9 protein-coding genes are annotated in these 12,340 nt (G+C 68.3%); 8 read left to right on the top strand and 1 reads right to left on the bottom strand.

The window, feature by feature from the left end; all coding sequences use genetic code 11:
- Positions 1-99: 99 nt before the first annotated feature.
- A complete protein-coding gene (gene eccCa / locus AB0915_RS14795) occupies positions 100-4,044 on the bottom strand; it encodes a type VII secretion protein EccCa (RefSeq protein WP_366691446.1) in 3,945 nt (1,314 codons plus the stop codon).
- 259 nt (positions 4,045-4,303) lie between these two features.
- Between eccCa and eccD the strand changes: the two genes are divergently transcribed.
- From eccD to AB0915_RS14755, 8 genes are all read left to right on the top strand, one after another.
- Positions 4,304-5,704, top strand: a complete 1,401-nt coding sequence (eccD, locus tag AB0915_RS14790; protein ID WP_366691445.1) for a type VII secretion integral membrane protein EccD — start codon at positions 4,304-4,306, stop codon at positions 5,702-5,704.
- Positions 5,705-5,751: 47 nt separating this feature from the next.
- Positions 5,752-7,215, top strand: coding sequence for a type VII secretion protein EccB (gene eccB, locus AB0915_RS14785; RefSeq protein WP_366691444.1), 1,464 nt, complete (start codon positions 5,752-5,754; stop codon positions 7,213-7,215).
- Between the two features lie 235 nt (positions 7,216-7,450).
- Positions 7,451-7,786, top strand: a complete 336-nt coding sequence (locus AB0915_RS14780) for a hypothetical protein (protein ID WP_366691443.1) — start codon at positions 7,451-7,453, stop codon at positions 7,784-7,786.
- Positions 7,787-7,853: 67 nt separating this feature from the next.
- The gene (locus AB0915_RS14775) at positions 7,854-8,177 is read left to right on the top strand and encodes a WXG100 family type VII secretion target (protein WP_189281189.1); all 324 of its coding nucleotides are present in this window, start codon (positions 7,854-7,856) and stop codon (positions 8,175-8,177) included.
- Between the two features lie 98 nt (positions 8,178-8,275).
- On the top strand, positions 8,276-8,743 hold the full coding sequence (locus tag AB0915_RS14770; RefSeq protein WP_366691442.1) for a type VII secretion system-associated protein: 468 nt from the start codon (positions 8,276-8,278) through the stop codon (positions 8,741-8,743).
- A 57-nt stretch (positions 8,744-8,800) separates the two neighbouring features.
- Positions 8,801-11,476 carry an AAWKG family protein gene (locus AB0915_RS14765; protein ID WP_366691441.1) on the top strand — a complete coding sequence of 892 codons (2,676 nt, stop codon included), beginning with the start codon at positions 8,801-8,803 and terminating at the stop codon, positions 11,474-11,476.
- Complete coding sequence (locus tag AB0915_RS14760) at positions 11,473-11,997, top strand: YbaB/EbfC family nucleoid-associated protein (protein WP_366691440.1); 525 nt, start codon at positions 11,473-11,475, stop codon at positions 11,995-11,997. Before AB0915_RS14765 ends, AB0915_RS14760 begins: the two co-directional genes overlap by 4 nt.
- Positions 11,998-12,002: 5 nt before the next feature.
- Positions 12,003-12,338: a hypothetical protein gene (locus AB0915_RS14755; RefSeq protein ID WP_366691439.1), complete on the top strand. Its 336-nt coding sequence runs from the start codon at positions 12,003-12,005 to the stop codon at positions 12,336-12,338.
- Positions 12,339-12,340 lie beyond the last annotated feature (2 nt).

Raw genomic sequence — 12,340 nt, 5'->3', positions numbered from 1 at the left:
ATGACGCGGCAGAGGTCCCTCGGTGTCGCGCCGCTGCACCAGGAACAGCGGGACACCGACCAGGACGAGCGGCAACGCGAGCCGCAGGTCGTGCCCGGCCTACCGGTCCTGGTCCCCCTCCTCCTGCGGAGTGTCGACCACCGCCGTCTGCAGCAGCGTCGCCTTGCTCCGGGCGATGTATCGGGCCCGGCCCGGGGGCAGGTTGCGCGGCTTGACGTTGCTGAAGACGTACCCCTCGCTCGGCGGGCAGGACAGCAGCAGGCCGGGGGTATTGACCTCGCTCAGCCGCCGCAGCAGCTGGTCGCCGAAACCGCGGCCGGCGCCGGTGGCGGACCGGGCGATCACGAAGTGCAGGCCGACCTCGTGCCCGAGCGCCAGGAACTCGAAGAGCGGCGCGAACGGATGGTCGAAGGCGTTGCTGCCGCCCAGCATGTCGTAGTCGTCGACCAGGACGAACAGGCGCGGCCCCGCCCACCAGTCCGCCTGCCGCATCCGGGCGGGGCTGATGTCCTTCCCCGGCAGACGCGTCTTCAGCGCCTGCTGGGAACCGCCCGTCAGCTCCTCCAGCGCGGTCAGGGAAACGGCATGACCCAGGCGGTACTCCTCCGGGACGGTCTCCACCAGCTCCCTCCGGTAGTCGACCACCAGAATCCGCGCCTCCTGGGGGGTGTACCGGGCGGTGATCGCGGACGTCACCAGCTTCAGCAGGTTGGTCTTTCCGCTCTCGGTGTCGCCGACGGCGATCAGGTGCGGGGTACGGCTGAAGTCGTGCCAGACGGGGGACAGCGTCTCCTCGTCGAGGCCCAGTGCCATCCGCAGACCACCGGTGGTCTCGGGTGCGGGCAGTTCGGCGGTGGGCAGCAGGTGCGGCAGCATGCGGACGGCGGGCGCGGCGGGACCGTGCCAGCCGGCCGAGATCCGCTCGACCAGATCCGCGACGCCCTCGGTGAGGTCGTCGGCGGAGGAACTGGCGTCGACGCGGGGCAGCGCCGACAGGAAGTGCAGTTTCCCCTCGACCGTGAGACCGCGTCCGGGGATGCGCGGCACCAGCGCCGCCCGCCGCACGTTGATCACCGAGTCCATGTTGTCGCCGAGCTTGAGTTCCAGACGGGTGGCGATCTGGTCGCGCACCTGTGTCGTCATCTCCATCCACCGGGACGCCGTCACGACCAGGTGAACGCCGTAGTTCAGACCGCGGGTGGCGAACTGGTTGAATATCGGGACCAGGTGGTCGAAGTCCTGGCGCAGGGTCGTCCACCCGTCCACCACGAGGAAGACGTCGCCGTGGAGCTCCTCGGCGAACTCACCGGCCGCCCGGCGGCGCCGGTAGGTCGCCATCGAGTCGATGTTGTGGTCCAGGAAGAACTGCTCGCGGTGGTTGAGCACCGCCGTGACCTCGGCGACCGTCCGGCTGATGCGTTCGCTGTCCAGTCGGGAGGCGACGCCGCCCATGTGCGGCAGCCTGGACAACCCGGACAGCGTCCCGCCACCGAAGTCCAGGCAGTAGAACTGCACCTCACCAGGGGTGTGGGTGAGAGCCAGGGAGGCGATGAGGCTCCGCAGCAAGGTGGATTTGCCGCTCTGTGAACCGCCCGCGATACCGACGTGCCCCTCCGCTCCGGACAGATCGACCACGAGGGGGTCGCGGCGCTGCTCGAAGGGCTTGTCGACCAGGCCGACGGGTACCTTCAGCCGGCCGGACCCATGCCACGACGCCGCCGCGAACCCGCGTTCCGTGCTGACCGCGAGGGGCGGCAGCAACTCGTCGAGCGGGGACGGCAGATCGAGCGGGGGCAGCCACACCTGGTGCGCTCCCGGTCCGGCGACCCGCAGCCGGTCCAGCGCCACCGACAACAGGGTGTCACCCGTCTCCTGCTCCTCCTCGGCGACAGGTTCCGCCGCGGCGGGCTGGACCGTGCGCGGCACCACGTACCCCGACGTCCACGGCACCACCTGGCTGGCCACCCGGGCCTGCGCGACCGCTCCGCCCCGCTTGCGGTACTCGCCCGAGACATAGGCCGCCCTGAAACGTGTCAGGGCCTCGACGCCGCTCTTGAGATACCCGCTGCCGGGCTGCGAGGGGAGCTGGTAGGCGTCGGGGACGCCCAGCACGCCCCGGCTCTCCATGGCCGAGAAGGTACGCAGACCGATCCGGTACGACAGATGGCTCTCCAGCTGGTGCATCCGGCCCTCGTCCAGGCGCTGCGACGCCAGCAGCAGATGCACGCCCAGGGAACGCCCCAGCCGGCCGATCATGACGAAAAGTTCCATGAACTCCCGGTGCGCGGACAGGAGTTCGCTGAACTCGTCGACCACGACGAACAGGCTCGGCAGCGGGGCCAGCTCCGTGCCCGAGGCGCGCGCCTTCTCGTACTCCAGCGCCGACGAGTAGTTGCCGGCGGCCCTCAGCAGCTCCTGACGGCGGATCAGTTCGCCGTGCAGCGCATCCTGCATACGGGCGACCAGCGCGACCTCGTCCGACAGGTTGGTGATCACCGCCGAGGTGTGCGGCAGTTCGTCCAGACCGAGGAAGGTGGCACCGCCCTTGAAGTCGACCAGGACGAAGTTGAGCGTCTCGGAGGAGTTCGTCAGGGCCAGGCCCAGCACGAGGGTCCGCAGCAGCTCGCTCTTGCCCGAACCGGTGGCGCCGATGAGCATCCCGTGCGGTCCCATGCCGCCCTGCGCCGACTCCTTGATGTCCAGCTCCACCGGGAGCCCGTCGCTGCCCACCGCGATGGGCACCCGCAGCCGTGAGGCGCCGCCCGCGCGCTGCCACAGGGTCTGCGGATCGTGCCGGTACAGGTCGCCGATGCCGAGCAGCGACGTGAGTTCGGTGTCCGCGGCCAGCGGTTCGGCGGCGGAGGCCGCCAGCCGCATGCGGTACGGCGCGATCATCCTGGCCAGTGCCTCGGCCGCGACCGGCCCCATGAGGTCCGGCCGGCCCAGCTGCGTCGTCTGCTCCTTGCGGGTGCGGTCGGTGCGCACCAGGCCGACCCGGTCGGGCCGGACGTCGAGGCGGAGCGTGCTGCGGCCGGGCCGCCACTGGAGGGTGTCGGCCAGGTCGATGACGACCGCGTTGCGAAAGCCCTGACCGTCCATGCGGTGCCCGGCGGGCACGGCCACCCCGTCCAGGACGACGACCGTGTAGGGCTCCTCACGGCCGGGCGGCGTCTCCGGATCGAAGCCGGGACGCTCGCCGAACTCGGCCCCGAGCAGGTCCTCCAGGTCGTTGAACGCGGACGTCACCATCCGGGCCGGGCCCGCTCCGTCCTTCTCCTGCGGATGCTGGCCGTGCGGCAGCCACTTCACCCACTCCCAGTCGGCGCGGTGCTCGTCGGCGGCACACACGACGATCCACATGTCCTCCGGGGCGTGGAAGACGGCGAGCTGCGAGAGCATCGCGCGCACCAGACTCCGCCGGGCGGCGCCGTCACCCCGCATCAACACCCGCGACCAGGAACGCAGATACACGGCGACCGGCTGACCGGGCACCGTGCTGTAGGCACGTATGAAGCGGCGCAACGCATGTGCCGCGAGCGGGTCGAGGTCCTCGACCGGCTTGGTGGCCAGTGGTGTCAGTTTCATGGACAGCTGCTGATCGCCGACGGCCATCCGGACCTCGGCGAAGTCCTCGTCCTTCACCCGGCGTTCCCACAGACGGGTGGTGCGCACCAGGGTGCGCAGTGCCGCCGGTTCCGGATGACGCCAGGCCAGCGCCAGCTGCTGTTCGACCACCGCGCGCCGGATCTGCTTGCGGATCTGCCCGAGATACCGCAGGTAGTCCCGCCGTTCACCCCGCAGCCGCTGCTTGCGCTCACTGGTGCGTCGCATGAACTGCCCGATGATCATGGCGGTCGACGCCAGTAGCATCAGACCCAGCGACAGGTAGATGAAGACACCGTTCGACCCACCCGGACGCAGGAAGATCAGCATCATGGAGACGGACATCATCGCCATCGGCATATATGTCCACACCGCGGAGTTGTCCGGGACCGACTCCGCGAGCACCGGGGGCTCCTGAAGGCTCAACTCCCCCTGGGGCATGTCCGGTCCACGACGACGCGCGGGACGACGAAAAAGCACGGAACTCAACGCATCGGCTCCTTCGGGCGGCAGCCAGTGAGGTGTCACCGGGCCCGTTGGCGGGAGGGCGGGGCCGTGAAGACGGCCCGGCGGACAGAGGTACCCTGCACACGATAGACGGATGGACACCTCACCGGATCACACACCTACGTGTCGACGGGTGTCTCACTTTCACATCCGTCCGCCCTGATCACCTTCCGCGAAAGCGAATGTGCCGACCATGAGCGACACCTCGGTGGCCAGCCTGTGCCGCCTCACCGTCCGGGCACCCTCCGGGACGATCGACCTTGCCGTCCCGGTGGACGTTCCGGTGGCCGACCTCCTCCCCACGTTGCTCAGGTACTGCGTGGAGGGCATGGAGGAGGAGGGCCTCGACCACGGAGGCTGGGTACTCCAGCGCCTGGGCGGCCCCGCCCTCGACGACGAGGCCACCCTGGAGGCCATCGGCCTGCACGACGGCGAGGTCCTCCACCTGCGTCCCCGGGCCGAGGAGATGCCCGAGGTCCGCCTCGACGACCTGGTCGAGGGCATCGCGGACGTCACCCGGGATCGGCTGCAAGCCTGGACCCCGGGCCGGAGCCGGCAACTCCTGCGCGGTTTCCTCGTCTGCGTCCTCGTCATCGCGCTGGGCGTGCTCGCCTGGCCCGGCGGCCCGGTCGTGCCCCGCGCGACCACCGCGGGTGTCGCCGGTCTGCTGCTGCTCGCCGGAGCCGCCACGGCCGCCCGCGCCGTCGGCGACGCGGCCACGGGCGCCGCCCTCGGCGTCATGGCGGTCCCGGCACTGGCGCTTGCGGGCTGGCTGCTGCCCGACGGCGAGATCGCGGGCCCCAACGCCTACCACGTGCTGGGAGCAAGGCTGTTGGCCGCCGGCGCCGCCGGAGCGGGCGCAGCCGTACTCGCCCTCGCGGCCGCTGCCGTCTACGCCCCGCTCTTCCTGTCCACGGCGGCCGTCGCCGTGGCGGCGGCCGTCTCCGGGGCGCTGATGAGCGTCTTCGACGTATCCGTGGACAAGGCCGCCTGCGTGGTCGCCGCCTGCCTGGTGGTCATCGGCGGCTTCGTCCCCGCCATCGCCTTCAAGCTGGCCGGCATGCGGATGCCGCCGCTGCCCACCAACCCCGGGCAGCTCCAGGACGGCATCGATCCGTACGACGGCCCCGAGGTGGCCACCCGGACGGAGCTGGCCGGCGGCTGGATGATCGCCCTGTACGGCGCGATCGGCGTCGTCTGCGCGGGTTGCCTGATTCCGCTGGTGCGCCGCCCCAACCTCCCGGAAGCGCTGATCGCCGTCCTCCTTTCCCTGATCCTGCTCCTGCACGGCCGGGGCATGGTCAACGTGTGGCAGCGGCTGGTCCTGGTCGTCCCCGGTGCCATGGGAGCCGCGCTGGTCCTCGTGGGCGCCGGCGCCCACCTCGCCCCCGGTGACCGGCCCGTGTTCGTCGCCGGACTGCTGGGCCTGGCCGCCGTACTCGCCGTCATCACCTGGACCGTCCCCGGACGTCGGATGCTGCCCTACTGGGGCCGCGCCGCCGAGCTGCTGCAGTCCACCCTGGCCATCGGCCTGCTGCCGGTCACGCTCTGGGCCGTCGGGGTGTTCGGCGAACTGCGCGCCATCTCCGGCTGACCGCGATCATGCCGATTCCGAAGAAACCCGCGAGGTAGGCCACCACCATGCAGTCAAAGCGCGACCAGGTACAGGCGCACGGTTTCATCATGAGCCGGCTGACGGCCGGCATGCTCCTCGCGGAGCCCGACGCCCCGGACACCCCGCTGGGCCGGACCACCCGCGGTGTGTTCATAGGTGTGCTCATAGCGGTGCTGCTGGCCGCCGGGGCCGTGGTGTACGGGCTGATCTCGCCCGGCGGCAACACCTCGTGGAAGACACCGGGCACCCTCGTCGTCAACAAGGAGACCGGCGCCCGCTACCTGTACGTCGACGGCCGCCTCAGGCCGGTACGCAACTACGCCTCCGCGCGCCTGATCGCCGGCAGCTCCCTCGCCACCTCCACCGTCGCCACCGCCTCCCTGGAGGGAACCCCCGTGGGGCAGCCCATCGGCATCCCGGGCGCCCCCGAGTCGGTGCCCTCGGCGGACAACCTGGACCGGGGCACGTGGCTGGTCTGCTCCACCACCGGTGCCCGTGCCTCGGACGGCCGCACCACGCTGGTGGCCGGATCTCCCGTGGAGGGCACCGGAGTCGGAGCCGGGCAGGGCTTCGTGGCCGAGGGCCCCGACCACACGACCTACCTGGTCTGGCAGGGCAGCCGGCTGCGCCTGGACAAGTACTCCGGTGCCGCCGTGTCCCTCGGCTACGGCTCCGTGACTCCCCGGCCGGTCTCCGCGGCCTTCCTCAACGCCCTGGTCGCCGGACCGGACCTGGTGGCACCCGAGGTGCCGGACCGCGGCGACGCGGGACCGTCGCTCGACGGCAACGCGAGTGCCACGGGCCAGGTGTTCCAGGCCGAGGTGCCCGGCTCCGACGAACATCCGTACTACCTCCTGCGCAAGGAGGGGCTGGTCCCCGCGACCGCCACGCAGGCCGCCCTCGTACTCGGCGACCCGCACACGCGGGACAAGGCGTACGCGGGACAGACCCCGCGCGCGGTGACACTGAGCGCCGACGCGCTGAAGCAGCACCTGGCGCCGGGCGCGGAGGGCCGCTCCCCGGCCACCGAGGGCCTGCCCGCCGAGCCGCCGAAGCCGGCCGCCATCGCCGCGGACGAGTCAGCCTGCGCGGGCGTGGAACCCGGCGACGACGGCACGAAGGTCACCACGCTGCTCGTGGCGACGGACGCCCTGACCCCGGTCGCCCAGCCGTCGGCAGACGTCGCACGGGCCTGTCTGCGGGTGGACGCGGTCGTGGTGCGTCCCGGCCGCGCGGCGCTGGTGCGTGCCCTGGGAGCCGGCGGCACCACCATGGGCACCACGACCTACCTGGTCGACGACACCGGTACCAAGTTCCGGGTTCCGGCGGCCAAGGCACTGGGCGCCCTCGGCTACAGCGAGGGCCAGGTCACCGCCCTGCCCTCACCGTTGCTCTCGATGCTGCCGACTGGGCCCGCCCTGGACCCGGACGCGGCGACCGGGGCGACCCGGCCCACGGTGCAGACGCAGTGCCCGTCACCGGGCCGTTAGGTTGTCGGCGGCGGAACATTCACACGTATCGCTTGCGAGTGGCCGATGAGGGCACACCTCAAGCGGTACGGTGGATGCGCGCCGGGTTCGGCCGTCGCTGTTTCGGGAAGCGGAGCAGGCAACACCTCGGTGTCGATCCGCCCGGTGACAGACGTTCCGCAACACACCGGACACCACTCACCATCAAGTGTCGGGAGAGTGTCAACTCCTCGACGGAGCAATCGGGAGGCTGAACATGGCCGAAGGCAACCTTCGCAGGTCAGACGCGTGGGCCGCGCGCAACGGCATCCAGGCCCTGGAGTCTGCGATGAAGGGGGTGCAGAGGTGCCGTCAGGACGTGGAGGCCACCGGAACCAGCCTGACCACGGGCTACCAGGGCAGTGACGGCCGTGCCTACACGGATCTCATCGTGCAGTGGGACGGGCAGTGCGGCAAGATCCTCGACAACCTGAAGCACATGATCGACACCCTCACCACGAGCTTGTCGGAGATCGACAAGAACCAGCAGGCGTCGAACGACGCCATCAGGAACGCCAGCAACAGTACGTACCACACACTGATGGGCGCCTGACCCGGCCCCGGTGCCACACCCCCCGCAACCGTACCGTTGACCCCTTTCGAGACACCACGAGGCCGACATGTCCAGTCCATTCGAAGACGGCGTCATCCACGTCGATTACAACCACATGCAGAACGCGGCCGACGACCTGATCCAGCAGACCAAGGCCATCGACCAGACCCTGACCAACCTCGACGCGGAGCTCCAGGCGCTGATGACGCACTGGGAAGGTGACGACAGCGACGAGTACAAAGTCTGTCAGCAAGCCTGGAACACAGCGGTGGGCGACATGGAGCGGATGCTGAATTCCCATGCCGTGCTGCTCACGGACGTGTCCGACAACTACAAGTACACGGAGCGGTCGCTCGCCCAGATGTGGGCCGACGTGAAGGTCCAGCCCTGACCATCGCGTCCACGGGGCTGAACTGACCGCTCGGGCAGTTCGGCCCCGTACGACGTACTGCCCCCGCAACCGCGCGTTCCGCTACTTCTGGAGGTCCCATGGGAAACCTTTCGCATCTCGACGGGAAGTCGCTGCAGACGTTCATCGACAACGACCTCAGGGATTTCCTGACGAAGACGGAGGAAATCCGCAGGGACAAATATGCGGGGGACGACCAGCGTCCGATCAGGTCCCTCAAGAGTCTGGTCGACGGGGAGACCACTCCCGAGACGATGGCGCAGAACCAGCTTCTGGCACTCGGGCCGATGGTCGACGACGACACCACCCATGGCAAAAGCCTGATCGAGGCCGTGAAATCGGCGGCCAAGTCGGTCGATGAAATCCTGGAAAGACAGCAGCGGCTGTTCAAGGACATCGACAGGGATTTCCGGCAGACGTTGAAGCTCATGGGGTCGACGCAGGGCGACAACATCACCGAAATCAACGCCGACAAGCTGCTTGAACTGTTCGAGGACGTCGACAACGACATGAGCCCCTCCAGCAAGAAGACGAGCACCAGCTCGTAGTCCGAGCGCCCCTCCTCCGTCGGCCTTCTCCATATTTTCACCAAGCGGAGCGCGTACATGGCAATCAATTTCGACACGGATGACTACTGGGCTCAGGCGGTCGGCCTCTACACCGGCTACTCGATGCCGAGTCGTAAGTCCCTCTTCGACAAGCTGAAGAGCAAAGAGGGAATTCCACTCATGCGGGTCAACTTGGTTGAGCACAAGGGGCGCGCCGTCGACAAGCTGGACTACGCCGCCTCTTCGGGATGGCAGGCTTCCCATGGTGAGGACTACCGGCTGGCCTTCTACACGCACCATGGTTCGGACAAGGTCAGGCTGTTCACGGCCGACATCATCTTCATCGGAACCTTGGCCGACGAGAACGGCAAGAGCCATCTGACGGATGCCGGAGCCACCCGAGAGGGAGGCAAATTCACCGGAAAGTACAAGGACGAATGGGACGACGGCGACCTGTGGCGTTACGTGTCCGCTCCGAAATTCGTCCTGGACGCCTTGGTGGACACGTACAAGACGACGCACTTTTCCTACAACGGGGCGAGTGTGCCGGACGGCGAAGCCGTCGACCTCACTTCCTTCGAGCGGACCGCGGCGGCCTTCGACCGGGCGGCGCAATTCTTCCGGGAGCAATTGAACCCGCTGGAGGACTGGTACAACTCGCTGGGCGGTGACGAGGCCGCCTGGAAGGGCCAGTCCGCCGACGTCGTACGGACTCTCATCCAGTCCCTCTACAAGAACTACGACAGTTACGCGGAGCAGATGGGGGGTCGCGAGTACAAGTCCGACCTCACCATGCTCGACGGCTATCAGCCCCGGTCCACCTACGCCGCAGGCCTGCGCCAGGCCCAGTGGGACCTCCACTGGGAGGCACGGGAGATGCAGGCCGCCTGGTTGAACTGGGCCAACTCGATGGAACACGATCCGCACCGGGCACTGCTCGAGGAACTGGACGAACTCACCCGGTGGATATTGATCAACAACGTTCCACTCGTCAGTGTCACGGTTCCCCATGGGCAAACCTTCTACGATCCGGACGACGACGGCGTGGAAGACCTCTGGGACGTGAAGGACGACTCGGGCGAAACCTTCGGCACCTTCCCCGGGTTCAGCGACAATCCGGGGTTCGGCGCCCTGGACGACATCAACACCTGGAAGACCATCGGGGAAAACGCGGTGGCCCGCTGGAACCGAAACGTAGAAGGCTATCTCGTCGCTGCCGCGAAGAAATCTCTCTCCAACCTCGGGAAGAACTGGAACGCGGCCACCGCCGACGTCGGCAAAGAGGTTACGGACCGCAATCCCAACAGTCTTTCGCAGACCTATGAGAAGGAAGAGACGAAGAGCGAGAAGGAGGCCGCGAAGAAGTCCGCCAACGACAGCAAGAAGGCGTGGGAGAGCCTCAACAAGAACCTCTCCGACGCCAACAGCGGCAACAAGGAACTGTTCGACAACCTGAGCAATGGCCTGAAGGACGCCAACAGCAACCAGATGCAGCTCAACAGTGGGCTGAACGGACTCGGCGACAGTCTCAACAACGGCCTGAACAACCTGGGCGACGGTTTCACCCAGAGCCTCAACGGCGGCGGCAACGGACTCGGCGGTGGCCTGAACCTCGACGGCGGCGGCAACGGACTCGGCGGTGGCCTGAACCTCGACGGCGGCGGTACGACGGCGCCGCTCAACGGCGCTCTGAACAACGCGCTCAGCGACCTCGGCGGCACGCATCCGAGCAGCAGTCCCCTGAACTCCGGAACGTCGCTGCCGCTCAACCCCTTCCCGTCCCTGAACGGGGGCTCCCTCACCGGCGGTTCGTCAACCGGCAGCACGTCCCCACTCCACCTCAACCCCCGCTCGCTCACCGACGACGGCAGCCCCCACCTCGACGCGGACGGGAATCTGGTCCAGACGTATCCGGACGGCACCAAGACGGTGCTGAACCCCAAGACCGGCCGGCTCGTCACGACCGACCCACACGGTCACACGACCACCACCCAGCTCAACCCCGGCCACGTCATCACCAACCCCGACGGAAGTCACACCCAGCTCAACGCGGACGGCACGGTCACGACGGAGTTCAAGGACGGCACCAAGACGGTGTTCGACCCGTCGCACGGCAGCCTGCAGACCACCAAGCCAGACGGTCACACGAGCACGACCCACCTGAGCAAGCCGATCGACATACCCGATCTGACGAGCGCCGGAAACAACCTCTCGCACAATGGTGGAACCTCCACGCTGAACGGCAGGTCCCTCGACCACGGCGGCAGCAACGTCCACGACGACCCGGACTTCGACTACCTGGACTACGACAGCACACCTTTCACGGGCGGTACGCTGGGCGGACATGTGGGAGGTTACGATACTGCCGGTGCCAACACCTCGCAGGCACCTGCGGGAGGAACACCTCTCAACCCAGGTTTCGGCGCGGGTGGCGCGGGAGCGGGCGGGGCGAACGGGGAACGTGTGCGTACGGTACTGAGCGACGCGAACAACATGTCCGCGTCGCGCCGCAACGGCTCCGTCGCGTCGGCCATCGACGGCGAGGCCATGCCCTTCCGGCAGAACGGGACCCAGACCACCAGTTCGCCCATGGGCGGCGGTGCTCCGATGGGTGGCGGCACGCAGGGCGGTCAGTCCACGCAGAGCGGTGAACGGCAGCGCACCAACTGGGTGGAGGAGGAAGAGGACGTGTGGGGAACCGAGGAAGGCGGAACGCCGGCGGTGATCGGATGAGCGGGACCGAGTACGGCACCGGCGCGGCGCGCGCCCGGCAGGACGAGCCCAACGCCACCGTGGCGGCGAACCCCTTCACGGAGTCGCTCAACGCGCGCCTCTCCGAGACACTCTTGGCCCTGGAGTCCGTGACCGGCGACATGGCCAGGGCCAAGGCGGAACTGAGCCAGGCCACTTACGTGGTGCGGTCCCGGGACCGCACGGTGGAGGCCACGGTGGGACACCAGGGGCAGCTGATGGACCTGAGGTTCCTCGACAACAAGTACCGCACCATGAGTTCCACCGAGCTCGCCGCCTCGGTGCTGGAGGCCGTGTCGCAGGCGAGGGACTCGATGGCCCGTCAAGTGATGTCCACCATGGCTCCGTTCACGCAGCCCCTGCCGGGTGTGCCGCTCATGGACGGCATGGACATCGACTGGGCCGACCTCTTCGGACCGGGTGTTCTGGAAGAGCCGGAGGCGGCGCTTCGCAAGGGCGACGCACGGTTGCGGGACGAGATCGACGAGGACGGGGAGGAGTAGGCGCTGTGGGCGATGTCTTCTCGGCGGATGTGTCGCGCATCCGGCAGTGGCAGAATCTCATGCGCGACATCACGGACATCACGGACAATGCTGTGCGTGATTTCGAGGCCGAGGCCCGCAGCTGTCTCGACTGGGTCGGCAGGGACGACTCGATGTCCGAGGACCTCAGGCCCCGGGACCAGAAGGAGCGCAAGGACACCACGGAGACGGGCACGTCGCTGATGCAGGCCATCGCCGGCATCTCGACGGCGCTCAGGGTGAACGGAAACGTCATCCAGGGCGCTCAGAACAACGCCTCCGAGGCCATCCACGACGAGTCGTCCAAGTCGGGGAAGCACTGATC

It is taken from the genome of Streptomyces sp. NPDC048411, from assembly GCF_040704695.1.
GTDB lineage: Bacteria > Actinomycetota > Actinomycetes > Streptomycetales > Streptomycetaceae > Streptomyces.
Note: the sequence above shows the minus strand (reverse complement) of the source record. Positions and strands in the feature narration are given on the sequence as shown.

Coding starts and splice junctions, on each gene's coding strand:
- AB0915_RS14770 (WP_366691442.1), top strand. CDS start 8,276: ATGGGAAACCTTTCGCATCTCGACGGGAAGTCGCTGCAGACGTTCATC.
- AB0915_RS14780 (WP_366691443.1), top strand. CDS start 7,451: ATGGCCGAAGGCAACCTTCGCAGGTCAGACGCGTGGGCCGCGCGCAAC.
- eccD (WP_366691445.1), top strand. CDS start 4,304: ATGAGCGACACCTCGGTGGCCAGCCTGTGCCGCCTCACCGTCCGGGCA.
- eccB (WP_366691444.1), top strand. CDS start 5,752: ATGCAGTCAAAGCGCGACCAGGTACAGGCGCACGGTTTCATCATGAGC.
- eccCa (WP_366691446.1), bottom strand. CDS start 4,044: ATGCCCCAGGGGGAGTTGAGCCTTCAGGAGCCCCCGGTGCTCGCGGAG.
- AB0915_RS14760 (WP_366691440.1), top strand. CDS start 11,473: ATGAGCGGGACCGAGTACGGCACCGGCGCGGCGCGCGCCCGGCAGGAC.
- AB0915_RS14765 (WP_366691441.1), top strand. CDS start 8,801: ATGGCAATCAATTTCGACACGGATGACTACTGGGCTCAGGCGGTCGGC.
- AB0915_RS14775 (WP_189281189.1), top strand. CDS start 7,854: ATGTCCAGTCCATTCGAAGACGGCGTCATCCACGTCGATTACAACCAC.